22 protein-coding genes and 1 other annotated feature are annotated in these 23790 nt (G+C 62.9%); of the genes, 9 read left to right on the top strand and 13 right to left on the bottom strand.

All coding sequences use genetic code 11. The annotated features are described in order from the left end of the window. Nucleotides 1-62 precede the first annotated feature (62 nt). The 9 genes from ABT375_RS11115 to trbL all read left to right on the top strand — a co-directional run bounded on the left by ABT375_RS11115 (nt 63) and on the right by trbL (nt 9630). The gene (locus ABT375_RS11115) at nt 63-545 is read left to right on the top strand and encodes a flavin reductase family protein (protein WP_416462450.1); all 483 of its coding nucleotides are present in this window, start codon (nt 63-65) and stop codon (nt 543-545) included. A gap of 338 nt (nt 546-883) precedes the next feature. After that, nucleotides 884-2926, top strand: coding sequence for a conjugal transfer protein TraG (locus ABT375_RS11120; RefSeq protein ID WP_416464885.1), 2043 nt, complete (start codon nt 884-886; stop codon nt 2924-2926). Between the two features lie 2 nt (nt 2927-2928). Continuing rightward, nucleotides 2929-3330, top strand: a complete 402-nt coding sequence (locus ABT375_RS11125) for a CopG family transcriptional regulator (RefSeq protein ID WP_416462451.1) — start codon at nt 2929-2931, stop codon at nt 3328-3330. Nucleotides 3331-3383: 53 nt separating this feature from the next. Then, nucleotides 3384-4349 carry a P-type conjugative transfer ATPase TrbB gene (gene trbB, locus ABT375_RS11130; RefSeq protein ID WP_416462452.1) on the top strand — a complete coding sequence of 322 codons (966 nt, stop codon included), beginning with the start codon at nt 3384-3386 and terminating at the stop codon, nt 4347-4349. Nucleotides 4350-4352: 3 nt separating this feature from the next. Next, nucleotides 4353-4694 carry a TrbC/VirB2 family protein gene (locus tag ABT375_RS11135; protein ID WP_416462453.1) on the top strand — a complete coding sequence of 114 codons (342 nt, stop codon included), beginning with the start codon at nt 4353-4355 and terminating at the stop codon, nt 4692-4694. An 8-nt stretch (nt 4695-4702) separates the two neighbouring features. Further along, nucleotides 4703-4975: a conjugal transfer protein gene (locus ABT375_RS11140; RefSeq protein ID WP_416462454.1), complete on the top strand. Its 273-nt coding sequence runs from the start codon at nt 4703-4705 to the stop codon at nt 4973-4975. Continuing rightward, complete coding sequence (gene trbE / locus ABT375_RS11145; protein ID WP_416462455.1) at nt 4969-7425, top strand: conjugal transfer protein TrbE; 2457 nt, start codon at nt 4969-4971, stop codon at nt 7423-7425. Before ABT375_RS11140 ends, trbE begins: the two co-directional genes overlap by 7 nt. After that, nucleotides 7425-8180, top strand: coding sequence for a P-type conjugative transfer protein TrbJ (gene trbJ, locus ABT375_RS11150; RefSeq protein ID WP_416462456.1), 756 nt, complete (start codon nt 7425-7427; stop codon nt 8178-8180). Before trbE ends, trbJ begins: the two co-directional genes overlap by 1 nt. Before the next feature lie 136 nt (nt 8181-8316). After that, on the top strand, nt 8317-9630 hold the full coding sequence (gene trbL / locus ABT375_RS11155; RefSeq protein ID WP_416462457.1) for a P-type conjugative transfer protein TrbL: 1314 nt from the start codon (nt 8317-8319) through the stop codon (nt 9628-9630). Nucleotides 9631-9701: 71 nt separating this feature from the next. Here the strand turns inward: trbL and ABT375_RS11160 are convergent. The 13 genes from ABT375_RS11160 to ABT375_RS11220 all read right to left on the bottom strand — a co-directional run bounded on the left by ABT375_RS11160 (nt 9702) and on the right by ABT375_RS11220 (nt 23789). Further along, nucleotides 9702-10930 (bottom strand): IS3 family transposase gene (locus ABT375_RS11160; protein WP_416462458.1). Its coding sequence is split into 2 segments (ribosomal slippage): nt 9702-10642 and nt 10642-10930, totalling 1230 coding nucleotides; the frame shifts between segments, so codons are not numbered across the junction. Continuing rightward, nucleotides 10533-10649 (bottom strand) — a sequence feature (AL1L pseudoknot). Its footprint overlaps the gene before it by 117 nt. 15 nt (nt 10931-10945) lie before the next feature. Further along, nucleotides 10946-11392, bottom strand: a complete 447-nt coding sequence (locus tag ABT375_RS11165; protein ID WP_416462459.1) for an Arm DNA-binding domain-containing protein — start codon at nt 11390-11392, stop codon at nt 10946-10948. A gap of 334 nt (nt 11393-11726) precedes the next feature. Beyond that, on the bottom strand, nt 11727-12821 hold the full coding sequence (locus ABT375_RS11170; RefSeq protein ID WP_416462460.1) for an NADH:flavin oxidoreductase/NADH oxidase: 1095 nt from the start codon (nt 12819-12821) through the stop codon (nt 11727-11729). Between the two features lie 87 nt (nt 12822-12908). Further along, nucleotides 12909-13679: an SDR family NAD(P)-dependent oxidoreductase gene (locus tag ABT375_RS11175; protein ID WP_278393256.1), complete on the bottom strand. Its 771-nt coding sequence runs from the start codon at nt 13677-13679 to the stop codon at nt 12909-12911. A gap of 2 nt (nt 13680-13681) precedes the next feature. Next, nucleotides 13682-14665: a methylmalonyl Co-A mutase-associated GTPase MeaB gene (gene meaB, locus ABT375_RS11180; protein WP_278393254.1), complete on the bottom strand. Its 984-nt coding sequence runs from the start codon at nt 14663-14665 to the stop codon at nt 13682-13684. Beyond that, complete coding sequence (locus tag ABT375_RS11185) at nt 14662-15078, bottom strand: cobalamin-dependent protein (protein ID WP_278393253.1); 417 nt, start codon at nt 15076-15078, stop codon at nt 14662-14664. The genes meaB and ABT375_RS11185 overlap by 4 nt, the downstream gene beginning before the upstream one ends. Nucleotides 15079-15090: 12 nt before the next feature. After that, nucleotides 15091-16800 carry a methylmalonyl-CoA mutase family protein gene (locus ABT375_RS11190; RefSeq protein ID WP_416462461.1) on the bottom strand — a complete coding sequence of 570 codons (1710 nt, stop codon included), beginning with the start codon at nt 16798-16800 and terminating at the stop codon, nt 15091-15093. A gap of 7 nt (nt 16801-16807) precedes the next feature. Continuing rightward, nucleotides 16808-17209, bottom strand: coding sequence for a nuclear transport factor 2 family protein (locus tag ABT375_RS11195; RefSeq protein ID WP_284114472.1), 402 nt, complete (start codon nt 17207-17209; stop codon nt 16808-16810). Nucleotides 17210-17242: 33 nt separating this feature from the next. Then, complete coding sequence (locus tag ABT375_RS11200; RefSeq protein WP_284114473.1) at nt 17243-17644, bottom strand: nuclear transport factor 2 family protein; 402 nt, start codon at nt 17642-17644, stop codon at nt 17243-17245. Nucleotides 17645-17681: 37 nt separating this feature from the next. Next, nucleotides 17682-19460, bottom strand: a complete 1779-nt coding sequence (locus tag ABT375_RS11205) for an acyclic terpene utilization AtuA family protein (RefSeq protein ID WP_313231225.1) — start codon at nt 19458-19460, stop codon at nt 17682-17684. Beyond that, nucleotides 19457-21400: a biotin carboxylase N-terminal domain-containing protein gene (locus tag ABT375_RS11210; protein WP_416462462.1), complete on the bottom strand. Its 1944-nt coding sequence runs from the start codon at nt 21398-21400 to the stop codon at nt 19457-19459. The genes ABT375_RS11205 and ABT375_RS11210 overlap by 4 nt, the downstream gene beginning before the upstream one ends. Then, complete coding sequence (locus ABT375_RS11215) at nt 21397-22200, bottom strand: enoyl-CoA hydratase/isomerase family protein (RefSeq protein WP_416462463.1); 804 nt, start codon at nt 22198-22200, stop codon at nt 21397-21399. The genes ABT375_RS11210 and ABT375_RS11215 overlap by 4 nt, the downstream gene beginning before the upstream one ends. Beyond that, a complete protein-coding gene (locus ABT375_RS11220; RefSeq protein ID WP_416464886.1) occupies nt 22197-23789 on the bottom strand; it encodes an acyl-CoA carboxylase subunit beta in 1593 nt (530 codons plus the stop codon). The genes ABT375_RS11215 and ABT375_RS11220 overlap by 4 nt, the downstream gene beginning before the upstream one ends. Nucleotide 23790 lies beyond the last annotated feature (1 nt).

Genomic DNA, 23790 nt, shown 5'->3' on the forward strand with positions numbered 1-23790 from the left:
GTGGCATCTGGTGCGCTCCTCATCCTAGGAGCGGCCCACACCCATCATGGCGGAGCCTGCATGTGACCAAAGACCTGGAATTCAAAGAAGCAATGGCACGGATGGCTGCCGCCGTTTGCATCATTACGACGGCCGGACCCAGTGGGGCATATGGTCTCACCGCAACCGCTGTCTGCAGTGTTTCCGCCAATCCGCCCATGCTCCTCGTTTGCATAAACAGGGAATCGAAGGCGAGCACAATTGTCCAGGAGAACGGGCGGTTCCGCGTGAACATCCTTGCAGCAGATCAAGAGGCCTTGTCCGAAGCGTTCTCGCGAAGCGGGCTCTCTGTCGAAGAGCGCTTCGCGCAGAGTGATGAGTGGAGGACACATGACAACGAATGCCCGATGCTGGCGAGTGCCACTGCAAGCGTCGAGTGCAAAGTTTCATTCTCGATGAATGTAGACTCGCACTCCATATTCTTCGGTCGCGTACAAGGTGTCGCCCTCTCCAACACGAAATCGAGCCTCTGCTACTTCAATCGCAGATATCACCCACTTTCTTAGAAGAGTGATTCAGCAGACATCAAGTAAACGATACTCATACGATCGCAGCATCCTCCTCGAATGAAAGCCATGAAGCCCGCTAGAACTGCCCCCGTCTTTCTTAAATCCCAAGTAGCTCAGAGAATCAGCCTCCAATCCTTTTGTGGGAAGAAGGCTTCCTGGACGTTCCCCGGATCGAACGCTGGCATCGGTCCTGGACGGTATTTCGGGCGGACGAGGCCGCGGGAGACCCCGAAGAGACCCTTGGCGACATCAGCGAGAGCCTGACGCGCCTGCCGTCCTTCTGGGATCATGTGTCCAAGCCCGCAGTCATTTTCCAGACTTGGGCGGAGGCGCCCATGACCCCGACAAAGCTGCTTATAGGACAGATCTTCGTAGTGCTCGCGATTATCCTCGCGAGTATCTGGACCGCAACGCAATGGGCAGCGGCGCAGCTTGCTTACCAGGCCCAGTTAGGGGCCCCTTGGTTCGTCGTGCTGGGCCAGCCGATCTACCATCCGTGGTCGCTCTTCCCATGGTGGTTCTCATTCGATGCCTATGCGCCCATCGTCTTCGACAAGGCTGGCGCCATCGCAGCCGCTGGCGGTTTCGTCGGCTGCGGCGCCGCGATCTTTGGCTCGGTGTGGCGCGCGCGTCAGTCGAACAATCTGACGACCTATGGCTCGGCCCGCTGGGCGACGCACCGGGACATCAAGGGTGCCCGTCTCCTTGGCCAGCGCGGCGTCGTTCTGGGCCGGATTGGTCGCGATGACTTGCGCCACGACGGCCCCGAACATGTCATGGCGTTTGCCCCCACTCGGTCGGGCAAGGGCGTCGGCCTTGTCGTTCCAACGCTGCTTTCCTGGACAGGATCGACGGTCGTCCACGACATCAAGGGCGAGAACTGGCAGCTGACCGCCGGCTGGCGCGCGCGCTTTTCGCACTGCCTTCTGTTCAACCCCACCGACGCCCGCTCGGCGCGCTACAATCCGCTGCTCGAAGTCCGGCGCGGCGTGAACGAAGTCCGCGACGTCCAGAATATTGCCGACATACTCGTTGATCCCGAGGGCGCCCTCGAACGTCGCAACCACTGGGAGAAGACCAGCCATTCGCTGCTGGTCGGCGCTATCCTCCATGTGCTCTATGCCGAGGAAGAGAAGACGCTCGCCCGTGTCGCGACCTTCCTGTCGGACCCGCAACGCAGCTTCGCCGCGACCTTGCGGAGGATGATGGCCACTAACCATCTCGGCTCGGCAGATGTGCCGCTAGTCCATCCCGTGGTCGCCTCTGCCGCCCGCGAACTGCTCAACAAGAGCGAGAACGAACGCTCCGGCGTGCTGTCGACCGCCATGTCGTTCCTTGGCCTATATCGAGACCCGACCGTCGCAGCCGTGACGGCAGCATCCGACTGGCGCATCGCCGACCTTGTCGAAGCGGCGCATCCGATCTCGCTCTACCTCGTCGTGCCGCCGTCCGATATCAGCCGGACCAAGCCGCTGATCCGCCTGATCCTCAACCAGATCGGCCGTCGACTGACCGAGGAACTGCATGGCGTCGGCAAAGACGGTGAGACCGCGCAGGGCCGATATCGGCTGCTGCTGATGCTCGACGAGTTCCCGGCACTGGGAAGGCTCGACTTTTTCGAGACGAGTCTCGCTTTCCTCGCGGGCTATGGGGTGCGCGCCTTCCTGATTGCGCAGAGCTTGAACCAGATCGAGAAGGCCTATGGCGAGCACAACGCCATCCTCGACAATTGCCATGTCCGCGTCGCCTTTGCGACCAACGACGAGCGGACCGCCAAGCGAATCTCGGACGCACTCGGCACGGCGACCGAACAGCGCGCGATGCGCAATTATGCGGGGCACCGGCTCGCGCCCTGGCTCGCGCACGTCATGGTCAGCCGCCAGGAGACTGCGCGGGCTTTGCTGACGCCCGGCGAGGTGATGCAGCTTGCGCCGACGGACGGGCTTGTCCTGATCTCGGGACACCCCCCGATCCGCGTGAAGAAGCTGCGCTATTACGAAGATCGCCGGTTCACCGAACGCCTGTCGCCTGCACCGATATTGGATGGCGCCGGCTATCGTGACCTTCCGGCGGCTCGCCCGGATGACTGGGCTGGTCAGGTTCGCGGAGCAGACATGCGCCTGTCCACCGGCAGCGATGCCGATGAAGGAGCCGACGCCGGCGACCTCGAGCAGGCCCGTCACCCCGCCCACGAGATCGAACCGGCAATCGTCAGCGAAACAGAGATCGCTGACCCCCTGGGCCTTGGCGAGGACGATGGAGACCAGGCCGCCGAGCGCCGCGCGATGGACCGGGTTCAGCAGCTCGGCGCCGCGCGCACGGTCTACGGCCTTGATGCCGCCTCCGACCGTCCTGACGATTTGCAGCTGGGCTTCTGACCATGGAAAAGGTCCGCCATCAGCTGTTCCTGCCCAAGCCGTTGTCCGATCGACTGGAAGCACTCGCCGCCAAGCCCGGCGCCAGCAAGTCGGCGATCCTCGTCGATGCGGTCACCGCCTGGCTCAATCGCCGCGGCGCATCGGAGCTGGAAGATCGTTTTGCGATCCGCCTTGATAGGCTCACGCAAGCGATCGGCCGGGTCGATCGCGACGCCTATGTGATCCTCGAAACGCTCGCCCTCTTCATCCGGTTCGAACTGGCTATCCAGACGCCGCTCGCCGAGAACGACCAGGCGGGCCGAGCGCTCGGCGCCAAACGATTCGAAGCCTTCGTGACCCAGGTCGGACGGCAAGTCTCGACCGGGCGGCGCACGCTGGTTGTCTCGTCGGAAGATGGCAAATGAGCGCCCTGCCAGCCCCCGCAGGGCCGACGACCTCGGCTGAGCGCCGTCGTCGCATGCTGATCACGGCCCTTGGCAGCGACATTGCCGCCGCAATGCGCGACCCGCTGGTCACCGAGATCATGGTGAACCCTGACGGAGCGCTGCGGTTTGATCGTCTTGGCGAAGGCCGTACCGATACCGAGGTCCGCATCGAACCCGAACAGGTCGAGCGGATCATCCGGCTGGTGGCGAGCCATGTCCGTGCCGAAGTCCATGCCGAGCATCCGATCATATCGGCCGAATTGCCGCCGCATATCGAGGGCCGCGCTGGCGAGCGCTTCGAAGGCGTGCTGCCACCCGTATCGTCCGCCCCGTGCTTCTCGATCCGCAAGCCTGCCACACGGCTGCACACGCTCGACGACTATATTGCCGATGGGCTGATGTCGGAGGTCCAGGCAGACGCGCTGCGCGCCGCTGTCACCCAGCGCTACAACATCCTCGTCGCTGGAGGCACCAGCTCGGGCAAGACGACCCTCGCCAACGCGCTGCTCGCCGAAATGGCATGGGTGGATAGCCGCGTGATCGTCATCGAGGACACGCGCGAGCTGCAATGCCCGCTGCCAGACACGGTCGCGCTCCGTACCCGCCCCCCGCACGTGTCGATGACCGAACTGGTACGCTCAACCATGCGCCTGCGCCCCGATCGCATCGTGGTCGGCGAAGTCCGCGGCCCCGAAGCGCTCGACATGCTCAAGGCCTGGAACACCGGCCATCCCGGCGGGATCGCGACCGTCCACGCCAACAGCGCCACTGCCGCGCTCTACCGCATCGAACAGTTGGTGCAGGAGGCGGTCATCACCGTGCCGCGCCAGCTGATCGCCGAGGCCATCGACATCATCGTCTTCATCTCCGGGCGCGGCATTGACCGCCGCGTCTCGACGATCGCGCGTGTCGCCGGGCTCGACCCCGACACCGGCGCCTACGTGCTCGCCGATCTTTCCAAGCTCAATCCCCCCAAGTCCAGCCCGAAGGAGACCTGACCCATGACCCTTGCCCGCAATCCCCGCCGCATCGCCAACCGCCCGTCGCTTATCGGTAGTGCGGTTGGCATCGCGCTAACGCTCGCCCCCCAGGTACAGGCGGCCGGCTCCGGCATGCCCTGGGAAGAACCATTGCAGCAAGTGCTGGAATCCGTGCAGGGCCCGGTTGCCAAGATCGTCGCGGTGATCATCATTATCGTGACCGGCCTGACGCTCGCTTTCGGCGAGAGTTCGGGCGGGTTCCGGCGCCTGATCCAGATCGTCTTCGGCCTCTCCATCGCCTTTGCCGCGTCGAGCTTCTTCCTTTCCTTCTTCAGCTTCGGCGGCGGGGCATTGATCTCGTGACCGGCGCCATGTCCTTTGGGGCACAGCATATCGACGGCTACGAAGTGCCGATCCACGGCTCGCTGGGTTCGCCGCTCTTGCTCGGCGGCGCGCCGCGGGGCCTCGCGATCGTCAACGGGACGTTGGCCGCAGCGGTCGGCCTTGGCCTCCAGCAATGGCTGGCCGGGGTGCTGCTCTGGGCCGTCGGCCAAAGCGTTGCCGTGATGGCTGCCCGCCGCGACCCGAGCTTCGCGCCGGTCCTCCTCCGCCACATCCGCCAGAAGGGATATTTCGCATGCTGAACCTGCGCGAATATCGCGCGTCCGCCGAGCGGCTTGCCGATCACCTGCCGTGGGCGGCGCTGGTGGCGCCCGGCGTGGTGCTGAACAAGGACGGCAGCTTTCTGCGCGTGCTTGCCTTTCGCGGTCCCGACCTGGAATCCGCGACCGAGGCCGAGCTGGTCGCCGCCTGCGCGCGGGCGAACAACGTACTCAAACGGCTCGGCAGCGGCTGGGCGCTGTTCTTCGACGCAGAGCGGCGCGAGGCGCAGTCTTATCCCGACAGCGCCTTTCCCGATGCGGCGAGTTGGCTCGTCGATGGCGAGCGACAAGCGGCATTCGAAGCAGCAGGCACGCATTTTGAAAGTCGCTATCACCTGACCCTGACCTGGCTGCCGCCGGCAGATGCGACCGACCGTGCGGGTCGGAGCCTTGTGGAGCGGCCCGACGGCGAGAACACACGCGACTGGCGCGGCGCACTGGAAGGCTTCGTCGCCGAGACCAACCGCGTGCTCGACCTGCTCTCCGGCTTCATGCCGCAGGTGCGCCCGCTCGACGATGCCGAGACGCTGACATTCCTGTATGGCGCGATCTCCGACCGTCGCCATAGGGTCGCGGCGCCCGAAACGCCGATGTATCTCGATGGGCTGCTCGCCGATACGCCGCTGGTCGGCGGGCTGGAACCGCGCCTTGGCGACCTGCATCTCCGCACGCTGACCATCCTCGGCTTCCCGAGCCTCAGCCGGCCCGGCATCCTCGATGCGCTCAACCACCAGGACTTTGGCTATCGCTGGGTCACGCGCTTCATCGCGCTCGACAAGACGCTGGCGACCAAAACGCTCACCTCGCTCCGGCGCCAATGGTTCAACAAGCGCAAGTCGATCACTGCGCTGCTGCGCGAGGTGCTCTATAATTCACCCGCGCAACTGCTCGACAGCGATGCCGACAACAAGGTGGCCGATGCCGACCAGGCCCTTCAGGTGCTTGGCGGCGACCATGTCGCGTTTGGCTACCTTACCACGACGATCACGGTCACGGATCGGAGCCGGGCCGCAGTCGAGGACAAGGTCCGGGCCGTCGAGAGGATCGTCAACGGGCTTGGCTTCACTTGCGTCCGCGAAACCGTCAACGCGGTCGAGGGCTGGCTCTCCTCGCTGCCGGGCCAGACTTACGCCAATGTCCGGCAGCCGCTCGTGCATACGCTCAATCTCGCGCACCTGATGCCGCTTTCGTCGGTGTGGGCCGGGCCGGTGCGCAACGGCCACCTCGACGGACCACCGTTGCTGGTTGCGAAGACCGCCGGCTCGACGCCGTTCCGGCTCTCCACCCATGTCGGTGATGTGGGGCACATGATGGTCGTCGGGCCAACGGGCGCTGGCAAGTCGGTGCTGCTGAGCCTCATTGCCCTGCAATTTCGGCGCTACCCGGGCGCCCAGGTCTATATCTTCGACAAGGGCAACAGCGCGCGGGCCGCCGTGCTGGCGATGGGCGGCGCCCACCACGCGCTCGGCTCGGCTGAGGTCGGCGGCGAGACGCTGGCATTCCAGCCGCTTGCGAACATCGACAATGCTGGCGAGCGGAGCTGGGCAGCGGATTGGATCGCGGCGCTGCTCGCGCACGAGAGTCTGGTCGTAACGCCGGAAATAAAGGACGCGATCTGGACTGCGCTCGGCAGTCTTGCTTCCGCGCCGCGCGAGGAGCGAACCCTGACCGGGCTCGCACTGCTGCTCCAGTCGAACGCGCTGCGCATCGCGCTACAGCCCTATACGCTCGAAGGCCCGCATGGCCGGCTGCTCGACGCCGCCGAGCAGCAGCTTAGCCTGGCCGACGTGCAGTGCTTCGAGACCGAGGCGCTGATGGGCCAGGCTGGCGCGGTCGCGCCTGTGCTGACCTATCTGTTTCACAGGCTGGAAGAGCGGTTCGATGGCCGCCCGACCTTGCTGATTCTCGACGAGGCCTGGATCTTCCTCGATCATCCGCTTTTCGCCGCCCGCATCCGGGAGTGGCTGAAGGTGCTGCGCAAGAAGAACGTAGCGGTGCTGTTTGCGACGCAAAGCCTCGCCGACATAGCGGGCTCGGCGATTGCGCCGGCCATCATCGAAAGCTGCCCGCAGCGGATTCTGTTGCCCAACGATCGGGCGATCGAGCCGCAGGGCCATGACATCTATGCGCGCTTCGGCCTGAACGACCGGCAGATTGAGTTGATCGCGCGGGCTACCCCCAAGCGCCACTATTATCTCCAGTCCGCAAGCGGCAACCGGCTGTTCGAACTGGGCTTGGGCCCGATCGCGCTGGCTTTGTGCGGCTCGTCGGATCCCGCAGCGCAGGCGCGGATCGATGCAATCCTCGCCGAGCATGGGCGCGGCCGTTTCGCCGAAGCCTTCCTGCGCGATGCCGGCCTCGACTGGGCGGCCGACCTCGCCGCCGATTTCCCCGCTTCCGACATCCAAGCCCCCCACCAAGGAGAGACATAATGCGTACTCCCCAGCGAAAGCACATCATTGCCGCCTTGCTCGGCCTCGGCGCGTGCGGCGCGCTCGGCATGGGTGCGATGACGATGACGGCGAGCCCGGCGCAGGCCCAGTTCGGCGGCATCGTGTTCGATCCGAGCAACTATGCGCAGAACATCCTGACCGCCGCGCGCACGCTGCGGACCGTCAACCAGCAGATCCAGCAACTCCAGAACGAAGCGCAGATGCTGGTCAACATGGGCAAGAACCTGACGCGCATCGACTTTCCGCAGCTCGACGCCCTCAAGCGCAAGCTCGCCGAAATCGACCGGCTGATGGGCCGCGCGCAGGCCATCGACTTCCGCGTCGACCAGCTCGACGACAAGTTCCAGTCGCTGTTTCCCCAGGACTTCAGCTCTGCCCTGCGCACCGATGCCCGCGTGCGCGACGCGCGAGGGCGCCTCGACGCCAGCATGGGCGCGTTCCGCCAGACGATGACCGTGCAGGCCCAGGTGGTCGAGAACATCCAGTCGGACACCGAGGCGCTGGCCGACATCGTCGCGCGCAGCCAGGGTGCCGAGGGCTCGCTTGCAGCGCAGCAGGCTACGAACCAGCTTCTCGCGCTCACGGCCAAGCAGCAGTTCCAGCTCCAGCACATGATGGCCGCGCAGTTTCGCAGCGAGGCCGTCGAACAGGCTCGCCAGACAACGCAGGCGGCGGAAGCCCGCGCGGCGACGAAGAAGTTCCTCGGTTCCGGATCGGCCTACACGCCTGAATAGCCCCTCAGGCATCAGGTCCGATCCGGCCCGCGATCGGCGGTGACCCCTCTCATGCCGTCGATCGCCGTCGCGGGGCGTGGTCCGCTCCCCCGCCGCGCCCCGCGACACCTCTTCGCTCCATCAGGAAGGCAGTCATTTGAACGACCTCAATGTCATCGACCGCTTCCTTCAGGCGTTCATCACCTACATCGACAGTGGGTTCGGACTGCTTGGGCCCGATGTAGGATTCCTGACCGCGACGCTGATCGGCATCGACATCACGCTTGCCGGCCTGTTCTGGGCGATGGGCGGCGAGGACAATGTCATCGGCCGGTTCCTGCGCAAGATCCTTTACGTCGGCGCGTTCGCCTTCATCCTGAACAGCTTCTCGACGCTGGCCGACATCATCTTCCGCTCGTTTGCGCAGGCTGGCCTGACGGCGGGTGGCGGCACCCTCTCGGCCGATGACCTGCTCAAGCCCGGGCGGCTTGCGGGAACGGGCTTCTCGGCGGCATGGCCACTGCTCGAACAGGCCAGCGAGATGGTCGGGTTCACGACCTTCTTCGACAACTTCCTGACGATCATGGTCCTGCTGTTCGCCTGGGCGCTGGTGATCGTCGCCTTCTTCATCCTCGCGGTGCAGATGTTCGTCTGCATCCTCGAGTTCAAGCTGACCACGCTGGCCGGCTTCATCCTCGTGCCCTTCGCGCTCTGGAACCGAACGAGTTTCCTTGCCGAGCGCGTGCTGGGCAACGTCGTCTCTTCGGGCATCAAGGTGATGGTGCTCGCCGTCATCGTCGGCATCGGTTCCAACTTCTTCACCGAGTTCACCGACGCGTTGCAAGGCCAGGAGCCGGACATCGGCCAGGCCATGAGCCTTGTGCTCGCGAGCCTTTCCCTGTTCGGCCTGGGCATATTCGGACCGACGATCGCTTCGGGCCTGGTGTCCGGCGCGCCGCAATTGGGCGCTGGCGCAGCCCTCGGCACCGCCGTCGGCGCTGCCGGGGTGACGATGCTGGCTGGCGGCGCCGCCGTGGGCGGAGCGCGCGCCTTGGGTGGCGCTGCCCTCGGCGCCGTCCGCTCGGGCACGGCAATGGGGTCGGCCGCATCGGCCGCCTACCAGCTTGGCCGCGAGACCGCCGCCACCCCCTCGGTCGGCGCGGGCCTCGGCGGTGTGGCCCGTGCAGCAGGAAATGCCGCGCGGTCGCGCGTGGGCGGCGCCCTTGGTCTCGGCGAAGCCGCGGCCGGCGGTCGTCAGGCTGCCTGGAATGCGCTCAACCAAAGCTCTCGGTCATCCAACCCGAGTGGTCCGGGCGGCGGCGGGGAGGCCGGCGGGACGCCCGCCTGGGCACGCGCAATGCGCGACCAGCAAACGAGCCGCCATCGCCAGAGCCAGGCGATCCACTCGCTCCAGCAGGGCGATCGCGGCGGTGGATCCGCCACCCCGGACATCAAGGAAAGGAACGACTGACCCATGTTCTTCAAGCGAAGCGCGCAACGCTATGAACCGTACCGGGTTTGCCGGAGGCTATTTGGTTTAAGTTACGCAGCCATGGAGACGTCGTCCAGCATGGCATAATATTGTGCTTCGGCCTCAGCCGGTGGGATATTGCCGATGGGCTCCAGCAGGCGTCTGTTGTTAAACCAGTCCACCCATTTGAGCGTGGCATATTCGACGGCTTCAAAGGACCGCCATGGTCCTCGCCGATGTATCACCTCGGCCTTATAAAGGCCGTTGATCGTCTCAGCCAAAGCATTGTCATAGCTGTCGCCGACGCTGCCAACCGATGGCTCGATCCCGGCTTCGGCAAGCCGCTCCGAGTATCGGATCGACACGTATTGCGATCCGCGGTCGCTGTGATGGATGAGACCACCCCGATGGACAGGACGTCGTTCGTGGATAGCCTGTTCCAGTGCGTCCAGCACGAAGCCGGCATGCGCAGTCCTGCTGACCCGCCAGCCCACAATGTAGCGAGCATAGACATCGATCACGAAGGCGACATAAACGAAGCCCGCCCACGTCGCGACGTAGGTGAAGTCCGACACCCAGAGCATGTTCGGCGCCGGTGCATGGAACTGCCGGTTCACATGATCGAGCGGGCACGGCGCAGCCTTGTCGCTGATCGTGGTGCGCACGGGCTTGCCCCGGATCACCCCCTGTAAACCCAGATCGCGCATCAGACGCGCGATAGTGCAACGGGCAACAGCAAAGCCCTCGCGGTTCATCTGCCGCCAGACCTTGCGCACGCCGTACACCCCGAAATTCTCGGCAAAGACCCGGACCACCTCTGGCTTCAGATCCTGATCGCGCCGGACACGATCTGACAGTCGCTCCGGATCACGTCGCTGTGCGACGCGCTCATGATAGGTGGATGGGGCAATTGGCAGAACCCTGCAAATCGGCTCGACCCCATATTCCGCGCGATGCTCGTCTATGAAGGCCGTCATCGTTTGAACGGGCGGTCGAGCTCCGCCTGGGCAAAATATGCGCTCGCCTTGCGCAATATCTCATTGGCCTGACGCAACTCCCGGTTCTCACGCTCCAGCGCCTTCAGGCGATCAGCCATCTCGGTAGGCACGCCAGCGCGCTTGCCGCTGTCCACCTCCGCCTTCTTTACCCACTCGTTCAGCGTGTGCGCCGAGCACCCGATCTTCTCGGCGATAGAAATCATCGCTGCCCAGCGAGAGGGATGATCTGCTTCGTGATCCAGCACCATGCGCACCGCCCGTGCGCGAACCTCAGGTGCAAACTTGTTCGTCGTTTTGCTCATATCGGCTCCACTTACTCAGAAGTTGGAGCCTCCGGCAAACCCGGTACGGTTCATACTGCCAATCACCGGGTAGGCCTTGGCGAGCAGCCAGCGGATTTTGTCTACGGTCACCGGGGCGAGGCCGTCTCGCTCGCATTTGACGAGCCACTCTTTCGCCACGTCCTCGAAGGTGTTTGCCGCGGCATACTTGGCGGCGATCCTCGCGCGCTTTTTCTCAAGCGCCGGATCGATCCCTTCGGCAACCTTCTTCTTGGCCTCGTCGCGTCGGACACGCGCATCTGCGAGGCTTAGTGTTGGCCAGCCACCGAGATGAAGCTTCTTCTGTTTGTCCAGAAAACGATAGTTGAAGCGCCATAGCTTCGAACCGTTCGGCTGAATGACGAGATAGAGGCCTTGGGAATCGGAGAGGTTCCAGGCCTTCTCTCTAGGCTTGGCGGCGTTGATCTGGATGTAGGTCAGCATGGTTGTTTTCCCAGCAAGGCCGGGTCGATCCGAGGGCAACAAAAAGAACCACATTTTGTGGTCGCTGCTGTTGCCCTTAGCCGGATTTCGCCGGACGGTGTCTGGCGATTCTCTGTCGGAAAATGCTGTGAAACCAGCCGCTTACTGGACGCCTCTGGACGAATCCAGAGGCGACAGTGGTGCCAGAAGAACACTCTTATCGGGTACTCAAGCAGCTGATTTACCCTGCAAATTAGCAGTGGGAAATCGACGACACCATCAATAGCACCATCACATCGCCTGGAAAAGGATGGACGTCCACGGAAAGGGACAAAATTCGCCACTCGCCTACTACTTAGTCGCCATACCGCCTAAGCCAGTGCGCATAAGGCGCAGGTAGCACCCAGGTAGGCCGGGCTTTTTTCAGTGCCAAGGCTGCAAAGTAGGGATAATGTGGATTAGCGAGATGGGCTTTAGCAATCATCACGAGGTCCAGTTGGCCCTTCTCTACGGCTATATTCGCCACCTCTGGGTCGTCCATGCCCCAAGCGGTTGCGACGGGTAGGCCCGTAGCCTGTCGTACACTAGCGGCATAGGGTGCCATGAAGCCTTTTTGCCATGGTATCTTGTTCTCGATTGTCGAGAAGCCGATGCTCACGTTGAGCATGTCGATCCCATGGGCGCGAAACTCCTTTGTCAGCGCGATCGAGTCCCCCAGCGTCTCCTCGTCGCGGCCATCGAATTCGATGACGCCCAAACGAACGGTAAGTGGCAAATGTGTGGGCCACACCTTGCGAACTTCTTCGAGTGTCTCGATCAGGAAAAGACCGCGACCGCGCCAACCGCCGCCATATCGGTCGGTCCGTTGATTGGCATGGACCGAGAAAAAACTCTGCCCAAGGTAACCATGGGCAAAATGCAGTTCGAGCCATTCAAATCCCGCCTCTAGCGCGCGCTTGGCAGCCGAAACGAAATCACCTTTTACGCGCTCGATGTCGTCCAGTGTCATGGCGCGAGGCGTTTTCGGCAGACCGCCGCCGAACGCAATGGCAGAGGGCGAGATCGTTTCCCAGCAACGCGGGTCGTCCGCTGGAATATGATCGTCCCCTTCCCAAGGGAGATTAGCGCTCGCCTTTCGCCCGGCGTGGCCGAGTTGAATTCCAGCTACCGCGCCTTCTGCTTTGATTTCAGCGGCAATGCGCGCCATGCCCTCTATCTGGCTATCGGCCCAGAGGCCTGTGCACCCCGGTGTTACACGTCCGTCCGGCGACACAGCCGTCGCTTCCACAATCACAAGGCCGGCACCACCGCGCGCAACCGACGGATAGTGAACCCAATGCCACCGATTAGTGACGCCGTCGATGGCGCTGTACTGACACATGGGCGGCACCGCGATACGGTTGCGCAGGGTGATGCTCTTAAGCGTGAATGGATCGAACAGGGCCGGCATCACACAAGCCTTTCGTTTTTCGCAAAGCATGACAAAGCCGCCAGCGAGATGCGGCGCATGGCCCGTGACGTCGGGCCGCAGGCATGATCAGGCTACCAGGGCATTCAACGCACCATCGACCACGACGACGGAGCCGTTCATGAAGGATCCCGCGTCACTTGCCAGCATGATGACTGGACCTATGAGTTCCTCGATCCTGCCAAGACGCCGGGCCGGCATTTGCGCGATACGTTCGACCCCAGCCGTGCTCTCGAAGAAAGCCTCGTTCAGTTCGGTCTTGAACCAACCAGGTGCCAAAGCATTGACGCGGATATTATATTTGGTCAGGTCCACCGCCATGGCGCGCGTGAGTTGGATCACCGCACCCTTCGACGCGCAATAGCTTGCCAGGCCAGGCTGCACGCCCAGTCCAAGGACTGACGCGACATTGATGATCGAACCACCCTTTCCGGCGCTGACCAGCCGCCGAGCGGCTGCCTGACCGACATTCCACACACCGCGAAGGTTGGTGTCGAACACGGCGTCACGAGCGGCCGGATCAATCTTCAGAAAATTGCGCGCATCGGTAACGCCCGCATTGCTGACGATGACATCCACGGTTCCGAATGCCTGCTCCGCAGCATCAAAGGCCCTTTCAATGCTCTCTACGTCGGTGACATCAGCCTGGGCCGCCACCGCGCTGCCCCCCGATTGTTCGATTTCACGGACAAGGTCGTCGAGGCGTTCGGCCCGACGGGCAACGGCCACCACATGCGCGCCCGCTGCTGCCAATCCCTGCGCTAGGACACGGCCGATCCCGCTCGACGCGCCTGTAACCAGGGCGACTCGCCCCGAAAGCGAAAAAAGGTCAGGGTTCACTTTCAATTCCTCATTTCAGTCAGTGGGTCGGGTCTGGCCAATATGCCTATCGCGGTCCTGGCCCCGTCGTCGCGCGATAAGGTGCCGTGCGCGACGTCTTCGGCGATTTCGTCAAACCGGGGGTCGGACGTGTCCAGCACCATGGCCGCCGCCATTTCGGCCACATCGCTGGCGAGCATCGATCGCGGATTGGTCCGCCTGAATGCCACGACAGGTAGTGCCGACGGAAGTTCAGCAAACCTTGCGTCAATCGCATCAGCAAGCGCCTTCATGCCATCACCGCTCACCGTCGATGCAGAGAGAACGGATCGACGCTCATCATGACCCCGATGATGAAGCATTGCATTCAAGTGCGCGGCGGTTCGAGCGGCGTCCGGCAGATCCGATTTGTTCACCACCAGCAGATCGGCGATTTCCAGTACGCCAGCCTTGATCGCCTGCATCTCGTCGCCCAGGCCCGGTGCACAAACGACAAGCTTGATGTCGGTAAGTTCTGCAACCTCGACTTCGGACTGTCCGGTGCCCACGGTCTCGACGATCACGAGGTCCATCCCGCCGGCTGCCAAAAGGTCCATGACGGACCGCGTGGTGCGCGTCACGCCGCCCAGATGGCCGCGCGTCGCCAGAGAGCGAATGAACACGTCCGGGTTCGCGCTATGTGCGGCCATGCGCACCCGATCGCCCAGGACGGCGCCGCCGCTGATCGGGCTGGATGGATCGACCGTTAATATCGCCAGGCGACCGTATCTCGGCAGCATTTCCTGCACGAGGCCATTGATTAGTGAGGATTTTCCGGCTCCCGGTGGCCCCGTCACGCCCAGCGTTCGGCACAAACTGACCTGACCGCGCACAGCGACGGCCAGTTCCGTCCCGACTGGAGTGCGGTTCTCGATCGCCGTGATGGCACGCGCAATCGCCAGCGGGTCGCGGCCGCGGACCCCATCGAGAAGGGATGCAGCGTCCAGTCCTGAGCGCAGACCAGTCAAACCAGTCCCCGATATGCCCGCGCGAGCCGCTGAAAGGTTGCCACGACGTCGGCAAGAGGTGCCCCGCCACGGAATATCTCCCTGACACCGACAGCCTCCAGCGGGGCCACGTCGAAGGGGCGGATGACGCCGCCCACGACCACCGGCAGGTCGCCAACTTCGCGGCGCTGCAACTCGGCGACGATTTTCTGGGTCGTCTCCACCTGGCCACCGGACATGAAGCTGAGTCCGATGATGTCGACGTCTTCCTGAAGGGCGACCGTGACGACGTCTTCGGGCTGTTCATAATCGATCACCACGACTTCCATCGCGGCATCGCGCAATGCCAGTGCGATCGTCGCGATCGCGCGATCATGGCTGTCGATAAAGCTCTTCGTCAGGAGTACGCGCGGGTTTGGCGCATTATCTTGCATAGTATCAGCTTTCTATTTGTTACGACCGAAAACGTCGTGGAGGATCGCCTGCATCTCACCGAGCGTCGCATCCGCTTCGGCCGCAGCAACGAGATTTTCCATCACCGATCCGATCGCCCGGCCTTCACTGACATCGACCGCCGCACGACGAAGTTTGTCCAGAGCCTCCGAGCAGCGCGCCGCATCGCGATCCCGGCGATGTCGCTCGATATCCTCAATGGCGAGGCGAGCGGCTTCGGGATCGGGCTGGAACACGGCATATTGCTCGGGCTCGTCGGTAGTGTACTTGTTGACGCCGACCATCGTGCGCGCGCCACTCTCGATTTCCTGGCGCCATTGGTATGCTGCGGCAGACACTTGCTGCTTGACCCATCCGGATTCGATACAGGCTATCAGGCCGCCACGATCGTCGATGTCCGCGATGATTTCGAACACCCGGCGCTCGATCTCGTCGGTGAGCGATTCGATATAGTATGAACCGCCGAACGGGTCGGATACATGGACCGCGCCGGTTTCCTCCGCAATGATCTGGCTCGTCCTGAGTGACAAGGTTACTGCCTCTTCCGTCGGCAATCCGAGCGCCTCGTCATAGGCGTTGATGGTCATGCCATTCGCGCCGGACAACACTGCCGCCAGCGCACCATAGGCGTTGCGGACCAGGTTGTTCAGCGGCTGTTGTACCGTGAGCAGCGAACCCGCAGTCTGCGCATGAATCCGCGCTTGTAGCGAACCGCTCTTCTTGCAGCCGAACCGCTCGCGATTGACCTTGGCGTAGACGCGCCGAAGCGCGCGGGTCTTGGCTACTTCTTCAAAGAAATTCTCGCCGTACCGAACGTGGAAGCCGAACCGGGGCACGACGGAATCCGGCTCGATTCCAAGCTTCACGCACTCCTCGTTGACAGCGATGATCGCGGCTATCGAATAAGCCACGGCCTGGACATTGGTAGCGCCCGCTTCGCAGATGTTATGCTCACTGATCGTCAGCGGATTCCAGAGCGGCACATGCTGCGAACAATAGGCTGCAATGTCCGCGACCAGCCGGTAGCTGCCGCGCGGCGAAAAGTTCGTGCCGCCGCTATGGCCGAAGAAATCCCAGATATAGTTGGTGAGGTTGCCACCGAGCGTGTCGAACGCGAAGCCGCGCCTTTTTGCCGCTGCCAGATAGAGCCCAAGCATGGCGGGCGAGCCAGCGTTCAGAACCAGCGAAACGGTGGTCTTGGCCAGGTCTTTGCCGGCGAGAAGCACTTCGTAATCGCTCGCCTTGCAGACCGAGATGCCGCAATCGCCGATGCTGCCGCGCACCCCAGGATGGTCGGGATCATATCCCATCGACGTCGGCATATCGAAAATGAAATTATAGGCTTCGCGATCGAAATAGCCTTTTGATCCGCCTTGTTCCAGCAACAGGTCCATGCGCTCGCGCGTCTGTGCGGGCAGGCCGAAGCCGATGATCTGCAGGTCCATCCACGGCTGATACTGGTAATGGATCGGGTAGATGCCACGGGTGTAGGGATACTGCCCCGGCATTTCCGCCTCATTGCCCATCCGGTCGAGGCCGCCATAGACAGGCTCGACTTCCACGCCCGACCTGTTGCGGGCGACGAAGGAGCGATCCTTGTAACGCGCCGCCACCGTCTGCTGCCAGCGCTCATAGGCGCTGTCTTCTGTCTTTGTGCCTGTGCTGGTCATAGGATTGACGGCTCCATCCAGAGATTGATGCATTGGTTTTTCAAGTTAAGAAAATAGAATTGGTGTGCATCGTATCGAGATATTCCTTGGCCAAGGATATTTTCTCTCCGCGAACATTGAACAAGAAATGATACTCGTTGTTGTAGACACGACCATTGTTCAATTCACCATAGGACTCAACTTCGGCAGCGACAGTATCGCCTTCCGCGATCATCGATCTCAATCGCATTTCAAGGCCGTTTGGTATCTCTCCCAATACGCCTCGCAGGATTGCGCTGATTTCTTCCTTTGTTTTGGGTCCGGCCAATGCGAATTGGTCCGGCTTTCCGCCGACCCACCATGTGGAATCCTCTGTCAGCATGTCGATGACGCCCTCGACGTCGCACTGGCCGAACTTTGCGAGTAATTTGCGGACGACATCCTTGCTCTGTTCTGCTGACATCTTGTTTTCCTTCGACGGTTCAGATCTGTGACTTCATGCCGCGAACACGGACTTCAGGTGGAGGGTGTCATGATATTCCTTCACGGCAGCGATGCGCCCTTCCCGGATCGTGAACAGGAAGTGATATTCATTATTGTATATCCGCCCGTTGGTGATCTCGCCGCGTGCTTCCACTTCGGCTGCGACCTTGTCCCCTTCGCCGATCATTCCGTGGATGCGCATGTCGATCCCGCCGGGGATTTTCGCGCCGATCCCGCGCAGGACGGCGCTGATACCGTCCTTCGTTTTCGGTCCGGCCTGTGGCAGGTCGGTCGGCTTTCCTCCGATCCACCAGGTCGCGTCGTCCGTCAGGCTGTCGATCAGGCCATCGGCATCGCCGGTCCCGAACCTGGCGAGAAACTGTCGCACGACATCCTTATTCTGTTCGATCGACATGATAGGCTCCAATAAGATTGCGTGACAAAGATGATGCTCATGAAGCGAGCAAATCGGACGGCACGGCTATGTCCACGCCAAGCAGTATCTGGGCATAGCCTTTGCCCTGGGGATCATTGCGCAGCGAGGCGATGCCACCGCCGCCCAGTACATCGTAGAGCATGAAGTTCAGACCCTGGATTCCAGGCAGATCGAAGCGTTTGACCTCAGTTGGGGCATAATGGTCGAACAGCTTGGCCACGCGTTCGGGTTGTAGCGCACGCTTGATATAAGGCAGGTATTCGGCCCGCCGCGCGACGATACCGATATTGGCGTGATTGCCCTTGTCGCCGCTGCGACCCCAGGCAAGCGCGATCAGCGGAACTTGGATAAGCTCCGCTTCGTCGATCAACAGGTCCGGTTCGGGCGTGACTGTAACGGCAGCAGCCGGAGCAGCTATCGCAGCGGGCGGCATTAACACATCCTGCCCATCCACATCGGCATGAATCTGCCCGTCGACCAGCATCTTATCCACGGCGATCGAGAACAGGCGGACGAGCGGCATCACCTTTGGCCTATTGCCGCCCATGCCGGTGAAGCCGGGCGCCATCGAAGTACCGGCTGACGTAAACTCGCGAACCAGCATCTCCAGCGCCTTTGGATCGACATGCTTGGCCGCGATCTTCAGCACGACTTCGCGAACGCCACGCGCCTGGCTGCTGGCACCATAGCTCGATTCGGCACCGAGTATCTCGATTGACGTCTCGGTAAACGGTGCGGCGCCCGCCTGCGTCAGGAGCGATGCAACGCGCGAGACGACCGCTTCTCCGACCTTCGCCGCCTTGCCGGCAGCGGCCTCGCCGATGATCGTCCAGGTCGCTCCCACGCGGTAGCCGTCCTGCCACGTCGCGCTCGCCTTGTACGTTTCGGGTGGTGCGCGTCCGATAGCGCCGGACACCCGCACCCGGTTTTTGCCCGTCTCCTCTATCTTCACCGAGCGCCAGTCGCATGTGACGTCGGGGAGCAGATAGGCCGCCGGATCGCCGATCTCGTAGACAAGCTGCTCGCTGACGGTGCCTCGCGAAATAAGCCCCCCCGTTCCAGCAGGCTTGGTGACTTCAAACGCGCCATCCTCCTCGATCACCGCGATCGGATAGCCGATGTTCGCCCAGTCACTGACATCCTGCCAATCGGTGAACAGGCCGCCGGTGGCTTGTGCGCCACATTCGACGATATGACCGGCGAGCGAGCCGCCCGACAAACGATCGAAATCCGCCAGCGACCAGCCGAATTCATGGATACAGGCTCCCAGCACGGTTGCGCTGTCCACGCATCGCCCGGTAACGACGATGTCGGCCCCGGCACCCAGTGCCGCCGCGATCGGTGCTGCCCCCAGATAAGCGTTCAGGCTCAACAGCCGTGCCGGCATCTCGGCATCGGAAAACATCTCCCGGCAGTCCTGCAATTGCGCCTGCATCGGAAGCAGATCGTCGCCGGTGACGACCCCGACCCGCAGATCGAGGCCCGCATCGGCGATCCGCGCGCGCAGGGCCTGCGCACAGGCGACCGGATTGACCCCGCCGGCATTGGCGATCAGCTTGACGCCCCGCTCTGCGATCTGCGGCAGGTGCCGCGCGGCCAAGGCGACGAAGTCGGTAGCATAGCCCAGCGACGCATCCTTTGCGCGGGCGCGGGCCAGAATCGACATCGTGACCTCGGCCAGATAATCGAAAGATATATAGTCCAGCCCGTCATGCTGGAGCAGTTGGGGCAAAGCGATCGAACTGTCGCCCCAGAAGCCGGAAGCGCCCCCGATACTGATCGTGCGGCGGCTCATGCCGGTTCCCCCTTGATGACGAAGAGTATGTCGCGCGCGCCCACTTGTTGGCCGGCGGTGACAGCGACGGTAGCGAGCGTGCCAGAAATCGGCGCGACGATCTGATGCTCCATCTTCATCGCTTCCAGCACGCCAAGCACGTCACCGCGGCTCACGGCCTGATCCGGACTAACGCGGATGGAGGTCACCGCGCCGCTCATCGGTGCGCGCAATACGCCGTCGCCCCCCGCGCTCGCCCGCGAGGCGGCCCTATAGGTCATGTCCTCGAACCGATAGGCCCGGCCACCGATGTCGATCGAGATCCCGTCGTCGCTGAACAGATAGGCCGCGCGACGCACCAGTCCGTCGATCTCGAACCGGACATGGACATTGTCGCGCTCGACGATCGCGACCGAAGCTACCTCACCATCGACCTCAGCCGACCAGCGGTGTCCCGTCCGGGCGACACGCACATTCGTCACGACGCCGTCGCTGCTCAGGCTGATCGGGTGAGCCTGCACCGCATTGGACGACCAGCCTGCCCTTGTCGTTTCCGTAGCCATGATCGCGGCAAGCCAGATCGCCGCAGGATCGCCCTCGCGCGGTTGGAAACCGTCGCCATAATGTTTGCCGATGAAGGCAGTGGTCGCACCGCCGTCGCGGAACTCGTCGATTGAGAGCGCGTCGAGCAGGAATTCGCGATTGGTCGCGACGCCCAGCAAATGCGTTTCCCGCACAGCCCGGACCAGCCGCCGCAAGGCTTCCTCGCGGTTCGCGCCCATCGCGATGATCTTTGCGATCATCGGATCGTAGAATGGACTTATAACCTGACCGGCCACCAGGCCATGATCGACCCTTATGCCCTCACCCGTCGCCGGTTCCCAAACGGTCGCGACGCCAGTCTGCGGCAGGAACTGATCGCGCGGATCCTCGGCATATAGCCGGACTTCGATCGCATGTCCGGTCAGCGTGACATCGTCCTGCGAGAACGGCAGGGGCAGCCCGGCCGCCACGTCGATCTGAAGATCGACCAGGTCGATCCCCGTCACGCATTCGGTCACGGGATGTTCGACCTGAAGTCGGGTATTCATCTCAAGGAAATAGAACTGCCCGTCCCCGCCCAGCAGAAATTCGACCGTACCTGCACCGACATAGTCGATAGCAGCGGCGGCCCGCACAGCCGCCTCGCCCATGCGCCGGCGAAGGTCTTGGTCCACTGCGGGTGAGGGTGCTTCCTCAATCACTTTCTGATGCCTGCGCTGGACCGAACAGTCGCGCTCTCCCAAGTGGACGACCGACCCGAAGGTGTCGCCGAACACCTGTATCTCCACATGGCGGGCATCGACGACGGCACGTTCCAGCAACAGCCGGTCATCGCCAAAGGCGTTCTTCGCTTCCGACCGAGCCGAGGCAAGCGCCGCCGGCAAGTCGCTGCGCTCATGGACCAGTCGCATTCCCCGGCCGCCACCGCCGGCGGATGCCTTGACCATTACCGGATAGCCGATCCGGTCGGCCTCGCGCACGAACAGGGCGTCGTCCTGTTCGTCCCCCTCATAGCCCGGTACGCATGGCACGCCGGCATCGATCATCCGTCGCTTCGATCGCGCTTTGTCGCCCATGACACGGACGGAGTCCGGCAAGGGTCCGATGAAGGTGATGCCCGCATCCGCGCATTGCTCGGCGAAGTCGGCATTTTCTGAAAAAAAGCCGTAGCCAGGGTGCAGAGCGTCCGATCCCGTGGCACGCGCCGCAGCCAGCATCCGCTCGGCAGAGAGGTAGGATTCCCGCAGCGGCCCGCCACCCAGCCGGAACGCCTCGTCGGCCTCCTGGACATGTCGGGCACCCGCGTCCGCGTCGCTGAACACCGCGACGGTCGCATAGCCCTTTGCCTTGGCGCTGCGGATTACGCGGCACGCGATTTCACCGCGATTGGCGATCAGTATCTTGGAAAACGGCTTCATGCGATGGCCCATGTCGGCGCTCTCTTCTGTTTGAACGCCGCAATACCTTCAGCGCCCTCGCCAGCTACGGCATCGGCGAAAACATCGGCTGCGGCCCGTGAAAACTCAGTGATGTCCAAACCCGGCAAGTCGATCAGCAATGCCTTGGTGGCTGCCAGTGCGTCGGGCGCGCACGCTTGAATTTCGGCGAGAATCGCGTCCAGCCGGGCATCAAGCGCGGCCCGGTCGGTGAACAGTTCGTCGACAAGGCCCAATGCGGTCGCCTGGCCAGCGTCGATCCTGCTGCCGGTCAGCGCAAGGCGGCGTGTCGTCGCGGGGCCAAGACGCGCAACAACGAACGGCGCGATTTGCGCTGCGACCAGTCCCAGGCGCGCTTCAGACAGGGCAAAATTCGCGCCCGGCCCTGCAAGGACGATGTCGGCGCATGTGGCCAGACCCATGCCACCGCCCATTGCCGCCCCCTCTATCACCACGATCACCGGCTTCGGAAAGGTGTTGAGCGCGCTGTAGATGCGCGCGCCGCGGATCGACAGCGCGATCGTCGCCGCGCGCGGATCGCCGCCACTCCCCGCCAGCGTTTTTCCGCCAAGATCGGCGCCTGCGCAGAAGATGCGATCGCTACCGCGCAGCACCAGCGCGCGGATCGCGAGATCGTCGCGATAGTGTGCGAAAAGCGTTTCGAAATCGGTGAGCAGTGCGTCGGTCATTGCATTGCGGGTGACAGGATCGTCAATGGTCGCGACCAGCGCGCACCCCCGTCGATCGAGGCGCAGCACCGAAGTCTGTGGAATATCGGTCATAGTCGGGCGATCCCGAAGCTGTTTCGGGCCGGTTCGCGCGCATCGCCCTCGCTACAGGTGTCGAGGCAGAAGGCGACGACGCGACGCGTGTCACGCGGATCGATAATGCCGTCATCCCAGATCCGCGCGGTGGCGAACAGCGCCTCGCCCTCGCGGTCATATTGCTTAATCAGCCGCTCCGACATGGCTGCCAGCCCGGCGTGGTCTGGTTCGACGCCGCGGGCGGCGGCACTGTCCTCGGCAACGATGGTCAGGACCTTTGCCGCCTGCTCCCCGCCCATCACCGACAGGCGGTTGTTGGGCCATGAGAAGATAAAGCGCGGGCCAAAGGAGCGGCCGCACATCGCATAGGCTCCAGCGCCGAAGCTCGCACCGATCTGGATCGTGATCTTGGGAACCGAAGCGTTCGTCACTGCCTGGATCAGCTTCGAGCCGTGCTTGACGATGCCCGACGTTTCCGCATCCACGCCGACCATGAAGCCGGTGGTGTTCTGGAGAAAAAGCAGTGGCGTTCGCGACTGGCAGCACAGTTGAATGAATTGCGCCGCCTTGGTCGCGCCCTGTGCGTCGATCGGCCCGTTATTGCCGATTATGCCGATCTCGCGCCCTTCGATCCGCGCATGTCCGCAAACCGTGTGGAGCCCGTAACCCGCCTTGAATTCAGTGAAATCACTGTCGTCAATGACGCGGGCAACCACTTCGCGGACATCATAAGGCTTGCGGTAATCGGTCGAAACGATGCCCAACAGATCATCGCTGTCATATCGTGGGCCAATTGGAGAAGATGTCGGCGTACCGCGATCCCAGCGCAATTTCGCGACGACCTCTCGCGCCTGGCGCAGGGCGTCCGCATCGCTCTCGGCCAGATAGTCGCCGACGCCGGTGACCTGCGTGTGCAATTCGGCGCCGCCCAGATCTTCGTCCTGAGCGATTTCGCCGGTCGCCGCCTTGAGCAAGGGCGGGCCGGCAAGAAATACCTTGGAGCGGCCACGGATCATGATGACATAATCGGACAGACCGACCTGATATGCCCCACCTGCGGTGGATGAGCCATGCACGACCGTGATCGTCGGCAGGCCCAGCGCAGACATGCGCGACAGGTTGGCGAATGTACGTCCGCCCTCGACAAACATCTCGGCCTGCAGGTTGAGGTTCGCGCCTGCGCTTTCGACCAGTTGAATATAAGGCAGCTTGTTTTCGATCGCGATATCCTGGGCGCGCAACTGCTTCTTGATGCCCATCGGGTGGGCAGCGCCCCCCTTGATCCCAGCATCGCTCGCGAACACCATCGCTCGAATGCCGGACACGAAGCCGATGCCGGCAATGGCACCGCCGCCATAGACGTTATCGACCCCATCGTCGTCGTGCATGTCGATGCCGGCCAGCGTGGAAAGCTCCAGGAACGGCATGTCGCGGTCGAGCAACAATGCTATCCGGTCACGCGGCAGCAATTGACTGCGCTTGGCGAATTTGGGGCCAGCCCTCGCTGACGTTGCCCGCACCTTGGCTTCTAGCGCGCGAACCGCCCCGATCAACTCCAGATGCGCGGCATGGTTCTGTCGGAACGCCTCGCTGTCAGGGATCGCCATG

The sequence above is a fragment of the Sphingomonas sp. VDB2 genome (assembly GCF_047946695.1).
GTDB classification, from domain to species: domain Bacteria; phylum Pseudomonadota; class Alphaproteobacteria; order Sphingomonadales; family Sphingomonadaceae; genus Sphingobium; species Sphingobium bisphenolicum.